Origin of the sequence: Streptococcus sp. DTU_2020_1000888_1_SI_GRL_NUU_041A, from assembly GCF_032387735.1 — a bacterium.
Taxonomy (GTDB): Bacteria; Bacillota; Bacilli; order Lactobacillales; family Streptococcaceae; genus Streptococcus; species Streptococcus sanguinis.
In genome coordinates, this window is the sequence record NZ_CP135591.1 from 1066807 (window position 1) to 1086137 (window position 19331).

A 19331-nucleotide genomic window follows, 5' to 3' on the forward strand; every position below is an offset into this window, starting at 1 on the left:
GAGTATTTGATGAAAAAACTATGGCTGGAAAAAGAGCCTTCGGTCGTCTATGGCGGTAAAATCAATCAGTTAATCAACCTCTGTCAGCTGGGGCTTTCGGTGCCTAGGGCTCTAATATTGCCGGCAGACCAAGTCATGGCTTGGATAAAAGTAGCTCTGCCAGAATACTCAAAAGAGGGACTTAAAGAATTAATCGAACTGGGCAAGGAGGAAATTGCCGAGCGTTTGCAGCAATATCCCTTGGAGCCAGCTTGGCTACAGGAGTTAGCAGCTTTTTGTCAGAAAAATCAAGCTTATATCGTTCGCAGCAGTGCCATCTTAGAAGACGGACAGACCATGTCATTTGCTGGTCAATATGACTCGATTGGTGACTGCCGGACACTGTCAGAAATTGAGCAGGGCATTCGTTCCTGTCTGCTTTCTCTTTTTAATCCAGAAGCCTTGGCCTACTGGCAGCGTCAGGGTCTGGCGGAGCAGAATTTTGCCATGGCAGTGCTGATTCAGGAGCAGATAGAGCCCGACTTCAGCGGTGTCTGCTTTTCCCTAGATGTGGCGACTAATCAGGACCAGTCTATGCTGCTTGAGTATGTAAAAGGCTCGGCTGAGAGCTTGGTTAGCGGTCAAGTCAATCCTGAGCAGCTGACTCTTGCTTGGTACAAGCCGGACTGGCTCCAGTTTGAAAAGACTGAAATCCCTCTGGCAGTCTTGCAGAAGCTGCACGAGCAAGTTTTGCAGATTGTGGCGTATTTTGGTCGGCCGATGGATATTGAGTGGTGCGCTGTCCAAGAGCAAGTCTATCTGCTGCAGGCTCGGCCCATCACGACAGTACCAACAAAAATCGACAGTGGTCGCTGGACGACAGCAAATTTTCGGGATGGAGGGGTAGCGGCTCAGCCCTGTCCCAACCTGATGTGGAGCCTTTATCGCCATTCTTGGCAAGAGGCACTCTCCAGCTTTTTGCTGGCAATTGGCCTAGAGCCTGAAGGTATGATGCCGCCGCTAATGCGTCTCCATTATGCTCGGCCTTTCTGGAACTTAGGCGTGGTCAAGCAAGGTATGGAGCAGATTCCGGGCTATATTGAGCGAGACTTTGATGATGAGCTGGGAGTTAATAAAGACTACCAAGGTCAAGGTTTTACCAGCAAATTAAGTCCAGCCTTGCTCTTGAATTTCCTGCGGGTGGCTTGGAAAACGCAAAAAGTAACTAAGGCTTTTCTGTATCAGGCTCCAGACAAGCTGCAAGATCTGCGCCAGCAATTTAACCGTCTTCATCAAGAAATAGGAGAACTGAACCACCAAAGCCCGTTGCAACAAGTCGAGAGTCTTTGGCAGTTAGTGCTAAATCAGGTTTATTTAGACAGTGAGGGAACTTATTTTTGGCAGGCCTACATCAATACGGTTCAGCTGTCCATGAAAAAGACCAGTCTCCTCAAATGGCTGACGGTTGATGAATTTTTCCAACTAATAGCTAAGTTGGGAAATGTTTCGCATACCAAGCCTTTGGCTAGGATGCTGGAAGTTGCGGATCTTGTTTTGGCAGATGAGAAACTGATAGACGATTGGTTGAAGCCATCGGTGGAAGAATTGCAGGAACTGGCTGCACAATACCCTGAGCGAGCAGATTTCATCAAGATTCAGGATTTCCAAAAGGATTTTGGCTATCACTCGGCACGGGAGCTGGACTTGCGAGTGGCTAGCTATGAAGAAGATGCTCATCAAGTTATGACAGCGGTCCAGCAGTTGATTGCTGATCCTGCTTACTACCAAGCGGCCAAAGCTTCGCTCAGTCCTGTCTCAGGGTTTGAGCTGGATCTTGCTCATCTATCTCGAACCAAGCAGAAAAAGATAGAAAAAATCAGCGAAGACTTGAGGAACTTGCTCTGGTGGCGGGAGGAGTTCAAAGATATTTCCACGCGCTATTACCACCTCATTCGTCAGCTTAGTCTCAAACTCGGCCGAGCCTATAAAAAGCGAGGTTTTCTAAAAGGTTCTCAAGATATTTTTTACATTAAGAAAGAAAGCCTGACTGCCTTTATGGAAGGACAAAAGACTGTTGACCAGCTCCAAGAAGAAGTGGCTGATAATCGGCATTATTGCCAGGCCTATCGGAATTTTGAGCTAGTGGGGGATTTGACCGACAAAGAGATGGGACTGGAAGAGGTGGCCCCTGAGAGTCAGGCTCTGCTGACGGGAATGCCAGCCAGCAGCGGTCAGGTGACCGGTCGGGTTCGAGTTCTCTTGGATTTGGCTGATATTGAGATGATTGAACCGGGAGAAATTCTTGTCACTCGCTATACAGATACGGGTTGGAGTTATGTTTTCGGTATTCTGGGCGGTCTTGTGACAGAGTATGGCGGGGTTCTCTGCCATGCCTCCATTGTCGCTAGGGAATGCGGGGTTCCAGCTCTGGTTTGCGCCAAGAATGCAACTCAGCTGCTAGAAACTGGCATGCTGGTTACTTTAGATGGAAGAAGAGGAGAAATAAAAATTCATGAAGAAGAATGAACCTTTGTTTATTGGTGAATACGACAAATCTGTTATCCTGACCTATATGGGCGCTGCTTTTGCACTGTTGGCAGTCTATGCCGTCATTCAATCCCAGCTGCGGCTAGCTATGATGGCCTTTATCGTTAGCGGTATCTGTGACCTTTTTGATGGTGTGGTGGCGAGAAGGATGAAGCGGACTGAAAGTCAGAAGCGCTTCGGCATTGAGATTGATTCGCTCTGCGACATGATTAGCTTTGCGACTCTTCCGGCTGTGCTCCTCATGACTCAGCTGCCCTTGGGAGCGGCCAATATCGTCTTGGCTGTCCTCTATGTCTTAGCTGCAGTTACGCGCTTGGCTCATTTTAATCGCTTGGCCAAGCATGATGAAGGATCTGGCTCGTATTTTATCGGCTTGCCCGTGACTTACAGCGCCCTATTTTTTCCTCTGACCTATCTGGTCTGTCAATGGCTGGCGCCTGGTTTCTTTGCTTGGGTGTGGCTGGGCTTGTCTCTTTTGTTGACCTTCTTATTTGTCTACAACTGCCGGATTCCCAAGCCTAATAAGTTGGCCTATTTGGTTTTTGCGATTTTAGCTGTTGCTAGCTTGATTGGTCTGGGGGTCCTGCCCCATGGTTAAGGTCTATCAGAGAAGGACTGGCCAAGTAGTGGAACCGACAGAATATAAGGCGGGGCTGTTAGATAAGCTTTATGGTACTGCTTGGGGTCGCTTCTTATTGCCTATCTTGACCCGACCTAGCCTGTCTTATCTTCTGACTTTGAAAGACTACACTGCATTTTCTCGCAAGAAAATAGCAGCTTTTGTGGAAAATTATCAGCTGGATCTAGCTGACTATGAAGGTGGCCCCTATTCTAGCTTTGCGGCTTTCTTCCAGCGAAAAATCAAGTCCGCTCTGCGTCCAGTCTGTCCTGACAGTCAAGTACTGGCTGTGGCGGATGCTAAGTTAGAGGTTTTTACCATCAGTCAGGACTTGCAGCTGACAATTAAGGGGCAGACATACAGGTTAGCTGACTTACTGCTGGATGAAGAGTTAGCTCAGCTGTTCACTGGCGGAACAGCTCTTGTTTATCGTTTGGGAGTGGAAGACCTGCACCACTATCTGGCTGCTGAATCCGGCAGAATTACCCGAAGACGAAAAATCAAAGGCCGCTTGCATACGGTCAGGCAGGTAGCCCAAAAGCGGCGCTTGATTTACAAAGAAAATAAAAGAGAATACTGTCTTTTAGATACCGACCTAGGACCTGTCCTGCAGATGGAAGTAGGGGCTCTCTTGGTCGGAAGAATATACAATCACAGTCAGGACAGTTTGGTCAGGGGACAGGAGAAGGGCTGCTTTGGTCTGGGTGGCTCAACCATTCTTGTCCTCTATCCAGCAGGCACGATTCGCTCGGATCAGGATATCCTGACTTACTCAGACCTTGGAATAGAAACCCAGATTCAAATGGGTGAAAAGATTGGAGAAAAGCTATGTTTAAACGATTAGCTGTTTACTATAAGGAAATGTTTCCTTTGCTGCCACGCTTTTTTGTGGCTGCCATCATGTTTTTTGAGATTTATTTTGTCCTTCTGCTTAATGACGGAGTGACCAAGTTTCGCTTTGACCATCAGGAGTTGATCGGAATTTTTACCATTTTCGTCTTTCTGATGATTCTGCGGATCGCGGATGATTTCAAGGACTATGAGACCGACAGACGCCTCTTTCCTCATCGGGCTCTGCCATCTGGCCGGGTGAAAAAGAAGGACCTGGCTATTGCCCTCAGCTTTATCGTAGCTGTATCTGTACTTCTCAATATCCTCTTTATGAACAATATCGGCTGGTTCCTCTTTCTCTACATCTACGGAACTCTCATGTCCTTCTGGTTCTTTAAGCGTGATAAGATTCAAAATTCTCTGCCACTGGCTCTAGTAACCCATAATCCGGTCATGATGATTTTGAATCTTTATACTATTTCCTTTGTCTGCTACAAGTACAATCTGCCTCTCTTGTCCCTGCCGACTGTCTTGCTGGCCTTTACCATGTATTTCCCAAGTCTGATCTGGGAAGTCTGCCGCAAGATTCGAGCGCCAAAAGACGAGACAGAGTATGTGACCTATTCTAAGCTTTTTGGCTACAAAAAAGCTACTCGCTTTATCGAGGTGGTGACTCTGCTGGATATCTTGACCAATTTTGCCCTTCTCTGGAATATTTCCCATGTCGGAGTGGTAGTCTTGATGCTGAATGTTATCTGGATGACTGTACAGTTTGAGCAGTTTATCAAGGATCCGACTCGCTTTAATATCCGGGAGCGGGTAGAGCGTTATACCTATATCACGGAAACGACCATGGTTCTGTCCGTTGCTGTCTATCTCTTGATGGGGGTACTTTGATGAAAAGGATCAAGCAGACAGGGCTTGACCAGGTCGGAGGCAAGGCCTATCATTTGCTAAAAATGCAGGCTGCTGGTTTGCCGGTTCCTGACTTTGCAGTGTTTGCTTTTGACTTTTTTCAAAAATCTGCCGGCTCTGCTGACTTGGAGCGGATGGAAGCAACCTATCGGTCTGGAGAGTTGGACTTGTCCCAACTCAGTAAACAGCTCCAGGACTGGGCCAGAGAACAGTTTGGTCAAGAAGATTTGACAGCAGCAGAAAGTTGGGTTCAGAAGGAGTTTTCTCAGAAAGACTGTCGCTTTGCAGTCCGCTCATCTGCTACCATTGAGGATGGGAAGTCTTCATCCTTTGCCGGTCAGTTTGAGAGCCAGCTCAATGTGAAGTCAGAAGAGCTTAAAGAAGCTATTCAAGCGACCTTGCTCTCTCTTTATCAGGAGTCGGCTCTTAGTTATCTGTTTGAGCAAGGCCTATCTTTGAAGCAGGCACAGATGATTTGCCTTGTGCAGGTCATGCAGGAGGGAGACTTGTCTGGGATTTACTTCACAGCTAATCCCAAGGGCATTCTGAATGAGCATATTATCGTTATCGGTCGAGGCTTGGGCAACAAGGTTGTCGAGGATAAGATTCCTACAACCATGGTGACCCTCCATCCTAAGGACCAGCTCTTTTATACAGAGCAGACGGAGGAATCACCAGACGTATCACAGGAACAACTCGAGGAGCTACAAGCTTTGGCTAGTCAGGTAAGTCAGCTTTTCGGACCTTATATGGATATGGAATTTACCTTCGCAAATGGCCAGCTCTATCTTTTGCAAGCACGACCTATTACTACCTTGCCAGAAGGCCGGCAGATTATTCTGGATAATAGCAACATTGTAGAAAGCTATCCGGGCGTTTCCAGTCCTCTGACTATTAGCTTTATTCAAGAGGCTTATGCCAGTATTTTTCGCAGTCTGGCCCAACGCTTGGTTGGCAAAGATGCCCCTGAGTTGGCTGCCTATGAAGCCACCTTTCAAAATATGCTGCAGCCGATTAATAGCCGAGTCTATTATCAGATTCAGAGCTGGTATCAGCTACTGCAGCTTCTGCCTTTTTCGAAGAAAATCATTCCTATCTGGCAGGATATGCTGGGAGTGCGAGAGACAGAGGTACCTCAGATGCCGGTGCACCTGTCTGCTTTCAAACGCCTGCAAATCATGCTTCGAATCATCCGAGAGTTTTGGACGGCACCCAAGCAAATGAGACGATTGGAAGAGCAGTTTGTCCAGATTCAGCGCGAATACGAAGCGAGCTTTTCTCCCGACGCAGATGCAGAGACCTTGATTGCCTTGGTCAGTAAGCTAAAAGATGATATTCTGGCTCACTGGGACATTACGCTGGTCAATGACCTCTATGCTTTTGTCTATACCGGACTCCTGAAGAAGTCGCGTCGAGGCGGAGCTGTTCAAGCTGAAATTGCAGGAATTGAGCAGATTGAAAGCATGCGGCCGGCTTTGGCTCTGCAGGCTTTAACAGCTCAGCTGAAAGCAGAAGAAAATGCAGAGATTAGACAGGCTATGGCAAGTGAAAGTCCAGCAGTTTTTCTAAGTCGCCATCATCCTTTGGTCCAAGAAATTACTCATTTTATCCATGAATTTGGTGATCGGGCTCCAGAAGAGTTGAAGTTAGAAACTTCAACTTTTCGAACGCACCCAGAGCGTCTGCTCAAGCTCCTGCTGCAAATGTGCCAGCAAGAGGAGAAGAAGTTGGCACCTCAGAAACTTGAAGAAGAGGAGCAAAAATCAGGCTGGTGGACGAATTATCTTCGCAAGCGAGCCATGACTGGTGTTAAATATCGGGAAAGCTCCCGCTTAAACCGCACACGAATCTACGGCATGATGCGGCAGATTTTCCGAACACTTGGGCAGCAATTAGCTGAGCAAGGGCTGCTGGCTAACCCTGACGAAGTTTTTTACCTGACAAAGGAAGAGTTGTTTGAGCTGACCAGAAAGCCCAGAGATGTTAGCGGCTTGATAGCCGAGCGTCAGGAGAAATTGGAGGCTGATAAGGAACTGCCAACCTTTAGTCGCTATGTTTTTGCTGGACAAGTCTTTGAGAAATACCTGAAACCGCAAAACCGTACCAGCAGTCATAATACGGGCAATCAAGCTTTACAAGGGATTGGCTGCTCACCTGGCTGCGTTAAGGCTCAGGTTTTGGTCGTGGAAGATGTGCAGGAGATTGAGTCTGCTCAGGACCGGATTATCGTGACAAAGATGACCGATCCGGGCTGGGTCTATCTTCTGACCCAAGCCAAGGGTGTCATTGCAGAGCAGGGGTCTTTGCTCTCTCACACAGCTATTATTTCCCGCGAGTTAGGTATTCCTTCGATTGTCAATGTCAGAGGTGCCTGCAGCCAGCTACAAAACGGTGATTGGATTGAGATGGATGGCCTTACTGGCAAAATTCGACTGATCAAGGAGGAAGACTATGCTGGAAATTAAACCAGTCAAACCCAATACTGCAGAGCTGGCCGATTTTCTAGCCCTGCCTAAGCAGATTTACCAGCCAGACCACCTCATGCAGTCGGAGGAGGAAGAGGTGGCTTTGATTGAGGGCAGTCACCCGCTGAGTTCTGACTTAGAAACCTATGCTTTTATTGGCTATGTGGACAGTCGGCCTTGTATTCGAGGGCTTCTGACCTTCTATCCAGATGATGAGGCTGCTTACTTGGGATTTTTCGAGTCGATCAATGATCAACAGATTGCATCTGCTTTTATCGACCATTTAGCAGGTTTTGCTCGCAGTCTCGGAGCGATTAAGATAATCGGTCCCGTACAGGCAAGTTTTTGGCTGGGTTATCGAATGCAGCTGACTGGAACAGAGGAGCTTCCTTTTACAGGGGAACCTCATAATCCAGACTATTATCCTGAGTTATGGAAGGCTGCTGGTTTTGAGCTCAAGGAGCGCTATCTATCTAATTTTTATCCCAAGGTCAGCAATCAAATTCATCAGGACAAGCTAGCTCATCGTTTTGAGTCTTTTGAAGAAGCAGGTTTTACCATTTGTTCTCCAATGAAGCAGGAGTGGGATCAAGCCTCGCTGCAGGTTTTTGAGCTTCTCAATCGCCTCTATCAAGATTTTCCGATTTATCGGTCTATTTCCAGTCAACAGTTCAGTCAGATTTTTCAGAAATACCAGTATATTCTTGATTTTTCTATGGTTAAGCTGGCTTATAAGGTGGACAAGCTAGCTGGTTTTCTAATTGCTATGCCAGACTACGGTTCTCTGGTTTATCAAAAGCTGACTCCTCTCAACCTGGCCAAGCTTTTTTGGATCAAGCGTTTTCCAAAACGCTATATGATTATGTATCTGGGAGTAGATGAGGAATTCTTGGGATTAGGCTCTGCCTTGGCCTATCCGATTTTTAAAGAAGCGCAGAAGCGTCAAGCTTCAGCTATTGGAGCCTTGATTCATCAAAAAACCGTCACGCGTCACTATGCAGCGGAATTGCAGGGAGACAAGCATGAGTATGGCCTCTTTGAGTTGAATTTAAGCTCTTGATTAACAAATTAAAACATAGATTAAAAAGCAAATTTTCTAACCGAAGATTTGTTTTTTTAGTTAAAAATGAACACTATTTTCAGGTTGTTCAAAAATCAAAAGATTTTAGCCTTCAAAGATATATTTTTAAGCAAAAGCATTGAATTTTTGTAGGAAATTCTGTAAAATTTTAAGAGATTATTATATGGAGAAAAGGGAATTATTATGGAAAAAAGAATCACTGGCGATACGCTCCAGCGTTATTCTTTTAGAAAGTTATCAGTAGGATTGGTTTCCGCCACTATCGGAAGCTTCTTTTTGAGTACCGCCATAGGGGGAAATATAAGTACGGTTGAGGCTGCAGAAGTCTCAGCCGGCAAAACCGTTCCAGTCCAGTATCACTATGTAGTTGAGTCTGAACTGACTGAAGCTGAGAAGAATGCAGTTGTTAAGGAGCTTCCAAAGTTTGTGGAAGAAAACTCTGATGCTTATTACTTGGTTTACCGTCCTAAGACCCAGGGGATTTCGGCAAAAAGTTTGCCAAAGACGGGCTACTCAAGTCTGTGGGAAGCAACTTTTGCAGCTGCTGGACTGACTTTAGCAGTCTTAGTAATTGCACGAGGTAGAAATGGTAAGCGATACCTGTCTTCTATTTTGCTGGTGACGGGTCTAGGATCTATTCTCCTAGCTCCTTCTGTATTTGCAGTGACCAATATTGAATTAGCCGCCTACAATCAAAGGCTGAATTTGACAGTGGGAGATAAGCTGCCGGAACCTTTAGAGATTGCTGGTTTTGAGTATGTCGGCTATCTTAAAAGCAGTGAACAGGGCAAGGAGAACGCAGCAGAAAGTCATCAGCTTCCTACGGCACAAAAGGACTTGTCAGCTGTTGAAGTCGATCAGCAGGCGGGCAAATCTGCTAGCCTTTCTGGGAATCCGAGTGCTGCCAACAAGCCGGTATCTACTGAGACAGAGAAACTAACCGAGCAAGAAAGAGAAATCATTGCTGCCAAAGAGCGCGAATTTGCTCGGCTTTCTCCAGTCACTGAAGTACCAGAACTGGAATTCAAGAGCCAAGAAAGCAGCCAAACCCAAGTCCTGCCTTATCAAACAGAATACCAATATTCAAATGAACTCACAGAGGGGCAATCTCAGGTCATTCGAGCAGGTGTCGCTGGTACACGTACTGTCGTCACTCGCAATTATATTGCAGGTAAAGAAATTGTAAAAAGCGAAGTGGTTTCAGACCAGGTAACTGCAGAGCCAGTTTCGGAAATTGTGTTGGTTGGAACTGCTGCAGTCAAATCTGTACCAAAAGAAGCGCCAGTTCAAGAAGTCCCAGAGCTTACCAGCTATGGCACTGCACCAGATACCGCACCCGTAAATGAAGTTCCCGAATTGACGACCTATGGAACGACGCCCGATACAGCGCCAGTGCAAGAAGTTCCAGAGCTAACAACTTATGGTACCTCACCAGATGAAGCACCCGTGCAAGAAGTTCCCGAATTGACGACTTATGGCACAACGCTAGATACAGCACCGGTTCAAGAAGTCCCAGAGCTAACAACTTATGGTACCTCACCAGATGAAGCACCCGTAAATGAAGTTCCCGAATTGACAACTTATGGCACTGCGCCAGATACCGCACCTGTGAATGAAGTTCCAGAATTGATAACGTATGGCACTGCACCAGATACAGCGCCAGTACAAGAAGTTCCGGAACTAACCACTTATGGTACCGCACCAGATGAAGCACCCGTGCATCAAGCCCCAGAATTAGAGCTGACTGCGACGGATGAAACAAGAAGAGAAAAGATAGATTTTTCCGTTGAAGAACAGTATACTGATGAGATTCCAGAAGGCAGTCGCCAAATTGTCACACCAGGTGTCCAGGGTGAGCGGGCTATTACCACTCGTATCTATACCTCTAATGGCCAAGAGGTTGACCGCCAAGTTTTATCAGATGAAGAAATACTTGCAGCAGTCACTCAGATTATTAAGGTCGGTACAAGTAAGTCAAGCCTGATTCCGGCTGACGCACCAAAGGTTGAAGAACTACCAGAATACCTGCTAACTTACACCGACGAAACGCGCGTAGAGAAAATTGCTTTCAATATTGAAGAACAATACACTGATGAATTGCCACAGGACGCTCGTCAAATTGCTACTCCAGGTGTTCGGGGTGAGCGGACGATTAAGACTCGTGTCTACAGCTCCAACGGTCAAGAAGTTGACCGCCAAGAGCTGTCCAATGAAGAAACTCTGGCTCCAGTAACGCAAGTTGTCAAAGTTGGTACGGCTAAGCCAACCATGGTACCAAGTGAAGCTCCGAAAGCAGACGCCTTGCCAGAGTATCCACTGACTTACACCGACGAAACTAGAGTTGAAAAAATCAACTTCACTATTCGTGAGGAAGAGACAGACGAGCTTGTTCGTGATGCTCGTCAAATTGCAACTCCGGGAGTTCAAGGTGAGCGAACCATCAAGACTCGCGTCTATAGTTCCAACGGTCAAGAAATTGACCGCCAAGAACTTTCCAATGAGGAAACTCTAACTCCAGTAACACAAGTTGTCAAAGTCGGAACAGCTAAGCCAAATATGGTACCGAATGATGCACCAAAAGCAGAGGCTCTTCTAGAATACCCTTTGACTTATACGGATGAGACGCGTGTTGAGAAAATTGCTTTCAACATAGAGGAACAATATACGGATGAATTGCCACAAAATGCCCGTCAAATCGCGACTCCAGGTGTGCAAGGCGAGCGAACAATCAAGACCCGTGTTTACAGATCCAATGGTCAGGAGATCGACCGCCAAGAGTTGTCCAATGAAGAAACCTTGGCTCCAGTAACACAAGTTGTTAAAGTCGGAACTGCTAAGCCAACCATGGTACCAGGTGATGCGCCAAAAGCAGACGCTTTGCCAGAGTACCCGCTGACTTACACGGACGAAACTCGAGTAGAAAAAATCAACTTCACAATTCGAGAAGAAGAAACGGACGAACTTGTTCGAGATGCTCGCCAAATCGCAACACCGGGCGTTCAGGGCGAGCGGACTATCAAGACCCGCATCTATAGTTCCAATGGTCAAGAAATTGACCGCCAAGAGTTGTCCAATGAGGAAACTCTCGCTCCAGTGACGCAAGTTGTCAAAGTCGGAACAGCTAAGCCGCATATGATACCGAACGATGCGCCAAAAGCAGATGTTTTGCCAGAGTATCCGCTGACTTACACAGACGAAACCCGCGTAGAAAAAATCAACTTCAGCATTCGAGAAGAAGAAACGGACGAATTGGTTCGTGATGCCCGTCAAATTGCCACTCCAGGTGTTGAGGGCGAGCGAACTATCAAGACCCGAGTTTACAGCTCCAACGGCCAAGAAGTTGACCGCCAGGAGTTGTCCAACGAGGAAACTCTAGCTCCAGTAACGCAAGTTGTTAAAGTTGGTACGGCTAAGCCAAGCATGGTACCGAACGATGCGCCAAAAGTAGAAACTTTAGAAGAATTCGATTTAATTCCACTTCACAATCTATTAGCAGAAGCGGATCAGATTAAAGCTCAGGCACGTTATTTCAACGATAGTCAGAGCCATCAATCTAGCTATGATACTGCTTTGACAGCAGGTCAAGCAATCCTGAACCGATCACATGCTAGCCAAGAAGAAGTCAACCAACTGGTGGAACAAATCAATCAAGCCAAGACTCAGTTAAGCGGTCTTGAGGTTGTCAAAACGGCTCTTCAAAATGAATACGATTTAAATCCAACTATCAAAGCAGCTCCAAAATATAAAAATGCTGACTCAGAGAAGCAGACATCTTATACTGACGAATTAGCCAAGGCAGAAGTAGTTCTGAACAATCAAACTGCCACACAAGTGCAGGTCAATCAAGCTTTTGCTAGCCTGACAGCAGCCAAAGATGCTCTAAATGGAGTGCCTAAAGTCAAGCCAACGGTTTCCATTCTAAGTCTGACAGAAAATGCAGATGACAAGTCGGTTACAGTCCAATATAGATTAGAAGACCAGTCCCAGTCCTTCCGTTCAGCGACTGCTGAATTATACCAGGGGGATCAGCTTGTTCGCACTCTTCCGATTACCAATTTCGCAGGAAGTCTGAAGATTGGCGACTTAGACTACTACACAGGCTATACCCTGAAAACCAAGCTGACTTATGAACTGGATAATGGCAGCTTCACAGAACTTGAAACGGACAGCCGCAATTTTGAATTGGAATACAAGAAGATTGCCTTCCGAGATATTGATTCGGCAGAGTTTTACAGAAAAGAAAACGACCAGTTTAAGCGCGTCGTGTCCATGAGCTCTATGCCTACGGATCTGTCTACCTACTTCGTCAAAGTCAAATCAAGTGAATCTAAGGAAATGCTCCTGCCGGTTTACAGCATAGCGGAAAGTCATAAGGATGGCAGGGATGTCTATAAGGTGACAGTCTCTCTGCCTGAGCTGGTCCAAGAAGGTGAGACAGGCTATAAGTCTGGCTATGACTTCTATATCAGTAAGGCAGCTGTTCCTAGTCAGCAAAATATCTACACTAGCTTTGCTAGTTTGGTAGACGCTATGAAACAAAATATGGCTGGCAACTACGTTCTGGGAGCTGATTTGGATGCTAGCGAGGTTAGTCTGGCACCTGCGGATTATGTCTACCTCAAAGGAAACTTCACAGGCAGTCTGACTGGTAGTCATAATGGCAAGCAGTACGCGATTTATAATCTAGCCAAGCCTTTATTTGAAAACCTCAAGAGTGGTTCCTCTATTTCTAATCTGGACCTGAAAGAGGTCAATATTGTTGGTACTTATGACTCAGCTGCCCTGGCCCGCAATGCAGAAAATGCTCGAATCACAGCTGTTTCTGTCCAAGGTAGAGTAGAAGTAAAAGAAAATGCTTCGCAGGTGGCAGGTTTGGTCGTTATTGCTAACAATACCCAAATCACCAATAGTTCCTTTACTGGAACTATCGTATCAAATGATAAGCAGGGCAAAGAATACAATGTCGGTGGTTTGGTTGCCAATCTTAAGGGAGGAAACTCCTTGATTAGCCAAAGCAGGGCAGATGTGACTATTCTAGCAGGCGCTAGAGCCAACAACCAACGCTTCGGCGGTCTGGTTGGCCGTTTAGAAAACAATGCCCGCATCAGCCGTTCTTATGTAGCTGGAAAGATTCAAAATTCTACTAAGAACGGTCAGATTGGTGGCGTAGTAGGTTCCAATTACTTCAATGGCTTGATTGATAATGTTATCAGTAACGTCAGTGGTACAAATGTTTACAGTATTTCTGGCGATCAGGGATATGAGAATAACCGTATCACAGAAGCTTATGCTGTTGAAGGAAATAAAACACTGGAAAATGACAAGTTTGTCACTTCGACACTGACTCTGAACGAGGCAGAAGAAAAGCTGACTAACCTAGACATTACGACCACGCTGGAAGACACGAATCTCAACCTTTATTCTGTCAACTATGCTCTGGAAAAGAATGCTCGAGAAGACCGTTTAATAGCTTATGCTAACATGGAAAAACTCCTTCCATTCTACAATAAGGAGACCATTGTTGCCTATGGAAATAAACTTCCAGATAATCACAAGCTCAATACAGAGTACTTGCTGGACGTTGTTCCGATGAAGGGCGACCAGATTATCACTGATATCAATAGCAATAAGACCGGAATTAACCGCTTGATGCTGCACTTTGAGGATAATACAGTTGACTACCTGGATCTGACCTATAAGGGAGATTTCAAATATAAGGCAATTGCAGAGTACAGTGTAAATGGCTTAGACCTCCTTTATACACCAGAAGCCTTCCTATCAGACTATAGCAGGGTTCTCAATCAAGTGCTGCCGGAGTTGAACCAGGTTGTCCTGGACTCACCGGCTATGCGAACTGTTTTAGGCGTGAATGCTGACACTTCTCTGGATGATCTCTATCTAGATACGGCCTTTGACCAAGTCAAGACCAAGCTGTCAGAAGAGTTACGCAAGGTTCTGGCTATGGACAAGTCCATCAATACTGAAGGCGATGTCGTGGCTGACTATGTAACTCAGAAGATTACAGCCAATAAGGAAGCCTTCCTGTTGGGTCTGACCTATCTCAACCGTTGGTATAATATCAACTATGACAATATCAATGTTAAGGATTTGTCGGCCTATAAGTTTGACTTCTTTGGAAATCATAATGCTTCAACGCTGGATACCATCATTTCACTAGGTCAGTCAGGCTTTAATAATCTTAAAGCCAAGAACAACTATATGGCTTATGATACCTCTCTCTCTGAAGCGACTGGTAAGCGAGGGCTCTTTAACTACTTAGAAGGCTATCGTCAGCTCTTCCTGCCGGACAAGAGCAATAATGAATGGCTCAAGACCAATACAAAAGCCTACATCGTTGAGGCTAAGTCGGATGTAGCAGAAGCGAGACAGCTTCAGGATGCAGCTGAGGACAAGAGTAAGTATTCTGTCGGCGTTTACGACAAGATTACTGCTGATAACTGGGAACACAAGGGCATGCTCTTGCCACTCTTGACCATGACTGAGAAGGGTGTCTATGCTATCTCCAATATGTCTACCATCTCCATGGGGGCTTATGACCGTTATCGCCTTGATGCCAATGGCAGGGTTCGGACAGATGCAGAGCTAGCTGAATTTGTCGAAGACAGAGTGAGAAAAACTGCTGAATACCAGCGCGATCACTATGACTTCTGGTATAAGATTCTAAGCGATGAAAGCAAGGACAAGCTCTTCCGTTCTGTTCTGGTTTACGATGGATTCTCATTGGTTGACAAGAATGGTCAAAAATATTGGGCTCCAGCTAATGACAAAAAATCACTGGCTATGCAGGAATTCTTTGGACCAGCCGGCAAGTGGTATCCTAGCAAGGGCTATAATGCCTATGCTACAGGAAGTGTAACCCACTTTGATGCAGCTAAATTGTTAGAAGACTATGGTAACTCTGTCTACACGCATGAAATGACCCATAATTCTGACGGTGGCATTTACTTTGAGGGCAATGGCCGCCGCGAAGGTCTGGGAGCTGAGCTTTATGCTCGCGGTCTCTTGCAGTCCACTCCAAGTGCAGACGAAGCTACCATTACTCTCAATACCCTCTTCAAGGTGGACAAGGATTCTAAGACGCGTCTACACACATATAACTTCAAGGAACGCGTTCAAAATGCAGAAGACCTGCAGCACTATGTCCATGGTATGTTTGACATGATCTACACCCTAGATTACCTAGAAGGTACTTCTATGCTGAAGCAGAGCGATGATGCTAAACTTCAGTGGTTCAGAAAGATGGAGAATTACTATATTACAGATAAGTATGGTAAGGAGACCCATGCAGGTAACCAGACGCGAAGCTTTACTGCTGAGGAAATCAAGCATCTGAAGACTTTTGACTCTCTGATTGAAAATGATGTCATCACTCGTCGGGAGAATAAGGATAGTGGGAAATACGGTCGAAATGGCTACCTCAGTCTCAGCCTCTTCTCACCAATCTACTCAGCCTTGAGCAATCCAAATGGAGCTCCGGGTGATGTCATGTTCCGCCGTACAGCCTATGAGTTACTAGCAGCTAAGGGTTACCATGAAGGATTTATCCCGTATGTTTCTGGTAAGTACTCTAAGGAAGCCTTTGATGAAGGTAAGAAAACGTGGGATGGATGGTCCGGAAGAGATGTTGGTCTCGTAACTGACCAGAAAGTCTTGGAAAATGTATTCAAGGGTGAATATGATTCCTGGGTAGCCTTCAAGAAAGCTATGTATAAGGAGCGGATTGATCAGCTGACTAAGCTCAAGCCAATCACTATTGAGTACGAGCTTAAAAATCCAAACAGTACTAAGAAAGTAACCATTCATTCTTATGAAGAGATGCAGAAGCTAATGGACGAAGCAGTGGCAGAGGATGTACGCAACATTACTAATGCTACCAGCCGTGTTGATGCTAGCTGGGTCAACCTGCTCAAGAAGAAGATTTACAATGCTTATCTTCGTGAGACAGACGACTTCAGACAGTCAATCTTTAATAAGTAAGCGGCAAAATGTTTTTCAGAAATACTAAAAATATCTAGACTATAAAAAGTCTAGGTATTTTTTGCCATTTATTTCTAATAAAACAATAATAATCCATCCGAGTTAGATTAAAAACCAATTTGTAACTTTTTTGTAACGAAAGTAGACAAAGAATAGAAAAATGCTAATAAAAATTATAGTTTACAAGGCGTAAATTATAATTTTTATGTTATAATTGATATGTATATGTCATATTTGCTTATCATATACGAGTACTATCATTTTTAGTTTGGTAATAAATCTTGATTTAGAACCGGCTGAAAATGAGGGGGTAGACAGGTGATGGTGTGCCTGCCAGCATTTGTCTAAAATAAAATATAAAAAGAAGGAGGACCGCATTCAAGGTGAAACAAACTTATCATAAAGTGTCTCATGCTCTGATGACTTTGCTGCTTTTGGTATCAACCTTTCTTCCCTTGTTAAGCTCAAGTCCTAGGGTTTCTGCTGCAGAGTTAGGTGAAAGTGATTATCAGCTAACTACAGATGTTACCATTAATACTAATCCTTTAAAGGATACAGGCTACGGTGAAGGTAAATTTTACATTGCTCCGACCTATACATTTGAGGATAGCAAAGTATTAAATAATGGTGATACCATGGTTTATCGTGTTCCATCACAGTTCAAAATTGAGCGAACTTTGGAGGAAAACATAAGTGCACCGGATGGTACTGTTGTTGCCAAGTTGGTGACAGATCCTGTTACCAATACAGCGACCATTACAGTCACAAATGCTGAGTATTTTGCGAAAATGCCAGATACCAAGCGTATTCAATCTTCTTTCACAGTGGTTTGGGCTGATAATATGCCTTATGACCAAGAGCAAGAAGTTAATTTCCCAGGTGCTAGAACCTATAGGCTGAAGCGTATCAAGGTTGATGAAGAACCTCAGGGGTATTCCAAGTGGGGGGTTCAGGATTCTAAGGATCCAAACTACGTCAACTGGCGTATCCGTGTCAATCGTGATGTCCAAAATCTTGGTCAAGTTGTCATTGAGGACGCTATTCCAGAAGGCCAAGAGCTGGATGAAGATTCAGGGATTACAGGTTACTACTTTACTGAGTGGGAAGGTGCTTCTGGCACACGTCAATCCTTTAATCCGAGCCAGATTGTGACAATCACTGACTCCAATCATTTCACAGTCAATGCTGGGGATTTGAGTGGAAGAGGTATTTATGTTATCTATCGGACACGTTTGACAGAGCCAGTTGATAAGGTGACCAAAAAAGCCTTTAACGATGTAACCGTTACGTCTAATGGACAAAAGATGCCAGATTTAGTATCACGTCCATTTGCACCTTTGACAACTCTTGATGGTGTCGGGGAAGGTACCCGTTCGGATGAAGTTATCTTCAAAGTCAAAAAGGAATTGACTGGCCGCAATTTGGCAGATGGTGAATTTACTTTTGATTTGATCAATAAGGATGACAACGACAAAGTTGTTCAAACGGTAACAAACAAAGACGGTGCCGTCACCTTTAAGAAACTTCGTTTCAAAAATGAGGGAACCTTTAACTATGTCATTCGTGAACGAGCAAGCAATCTGCCAGGTGTGACAAACGATGCAAATTCAGACATCAATGTTACTGTTACTGTAACAGACAACAACGGCGTCAAGACAGCAGCGGTTACCTATGACCGTGATGCTTTCACCAATACCTACAAGTTAGAGCCAGCAACTGCAGCGATTACCGCTAAGAAAGTTCTGGATGGTAAAGCACTTGAAGCTGGTAAGTACACTTTCAAGCTGACTGAGGTTGGCGGAAATAACGTGGAACTTCAAGCAATAAATGACGCCAATGGTAATATCAAGTTTCCTGAGATCAACTATGATAAAGAAGGGACTTATACCTACAAGCTGAAAGAAGTGGCTGGAAATGAAGCTGGAGTAACGTATGACAGTAAAGAACATACTGTGACTGTCACAGTGACTGAAAACAATGCTAAATTGGAAGCTGCTGTCGCAGGTAACAATCCAACATTCACCAACAGTTATAAAGACTATGGTGTCAGCTATGAGTTTCTCAGCTCTAACCCAGCCTATCCAAACCTGCCAAAAGAAGTAACTGATTTGCTTCCAGCAGATACTAATCGCTACACTAGTGGTACTAATGTAGACGCTAAGCAGCCTGCTAAAACAAGTGTTACAGTTACTGAAGGCACATGGACTTTCGAAGGCTATGCAGAAACGAATGCACAGACTGTTGCGGATAAGGACCTTAAATTTACTGGTAAATGGAATTTCATTCCAGCGCCGAAATATAAGGTGACGTATGAATTTGTAAGCGAAGATCCGAATCGCGCCTTACCTGCAGAGGTAACAGAATTGCTGCCGACCGATGCCAATGAATACACAGATGGTACTGCAGTTCAAGCGGTTCAGCCAGCTAAGGATTCTATTGAAGTAACTGGAGGTACTTGGAAATTCCTTAAATATGACGCGGATAGTAAAACTATTGCAGGCTCAGATGTCAAATTTACAGGCACATGGACATTTGAAGCTAGACGTCCACAAGGACCAACACCACCACCATCTTCTTCAGATTCGACACCACCACCGTCATCATCTGGTGATAAACCAAGCGGTTCGACGGATGGAACCCCAGGTAATTCGTCAGATAAAGATGGAAAAGATGTTCGTGGATCAGCAACTGGCAAAAAAGTTTTGCCGAAAACTGGCAGTGAAACATCTATCTTTGCGATAGCAGCAGGATTTGCACTGATTCTTTTATCAGCTCTTGTCTATCGTTTCAAAAAAGCTAATTAATTTTAGCCAGACAAATCATCTCAGCTAGCTGAGATGATTTTTTTGTCTTTGTCACCATCTATCCTTGATAATGTACTGACGCTTAAACATAT

At 45.0% G+C, this 19331-nt stretch carries 8 protein-coding genes; all 8 read left to right on the forward strand.

Annotated features, from left to right (window positions below; genetic code table 11):
* Nucleotides 1-9 precede the first annotated feature (9 nt).
* The 8 genes from RSK81_RS05235 (at nucleotide 10) to RSK81_RS05270 (ending at nucleotide 19239) form a co-directional block, all read left to right on the forward strand.
* Nucleotides 10-2505, forward strand: a complete 2496-nt coding sequence (locus RSK81_RS05235; protein WP_315687654.1) for a PEP/pyruvate-binding domain-containing protein — start codon at nucleotides 10-12, stop codon at nucleotides 2503-2505.
* Nucleotides 2492-3124: a CDP-alcohol phosphatidyltransferase family protein gene (locus RSK81_RS05240; RefSeq protein WP_002919152.1), complete on the forward strand. Its 633-nt coding sequence runs from the start codon at nucleotides 2492-2494 to the stop codon at nucleotides 3122-3124. The genes RSK81_RS05235 and RSK81_RS05240 overlap by 14 nt, the downstream gene beginning before the upstream one ends.
* Nucleotides 3117-3989, forward strand: coding sequence for a phosphatidylserine decarboxylase (locus RSK81_RS05245; protein ID WP_315687655.1), 873 nt, complete (start codon nucleotides 3117-3119; stop codon nucleotides 3987-3989). Before RSK81_RS05240 ends, RSK81_RS05245 begins: the two co-directional genes overlap by 8 nt.
* Entirely contained in the window at nucleotides 3974-4873 is a 900-nt protein-coding gene (locus RSK81_RS05250; RefSeq protein ID WP_315687657.1) for a UbiA family prenyltransferase, read from the forward strand. The genes RSK81_RS05245 and RSK81_RS05250 overlap by 16 nt, the downstream gene beginning before the upstream one ends.
* Nucleotides 4873-7356 (forward strand): phosphoenolpyruvate synthase, encoded by a 2484-nt coding sequence (locus RSK81_RS05255; protein WP_315687658.1) that lies wholly within the window; start codon nucleotides 4873-4875, stop codon nucleotides 7354-7356. Before RSK81_RS05250 ends, RSK81_RS05255 begins: the two co-directional genes overlap by 1 nt.
* Entirely contained in the window at nucleotides 7343-8416 is a 1074-nt protein-coding gene (locus RSK81_RS05260) for a hypothetical protein (protein WP_315687659.1), read from the forward strand. The genes RSK81_RS05255 and RSK81_RS05260 overlap by 14 nt, the downstream gene beginning before the upstream one ends.
* 204 nt (nucleotides 8417-8620) lie before the next feature.
* Entirely contained in the window at nucleotides 8621-16435 is a 7815-nt protein-coding gene (locus RSK81_RS05265; protein ID WP_315687661.1) for an SIALI-17 repeat-containing surface protein, read from the forward strand.
* Between the two features lie 383 nt (nucleotides 16436-16818).
* On the forward strand, nucleotides 16819-19239 hold the full coding sequence (locus RSK81_RS05270) for an SHIRT domain-containing protein (protein ID WP_315687663.1): 2421 nt from the start codon (nucleotides 16819-16821) through the stop codon (nucleotides 19237-19239).
* Nucleotides 19240-19331 lie beyond the last annotated feature (92 nt).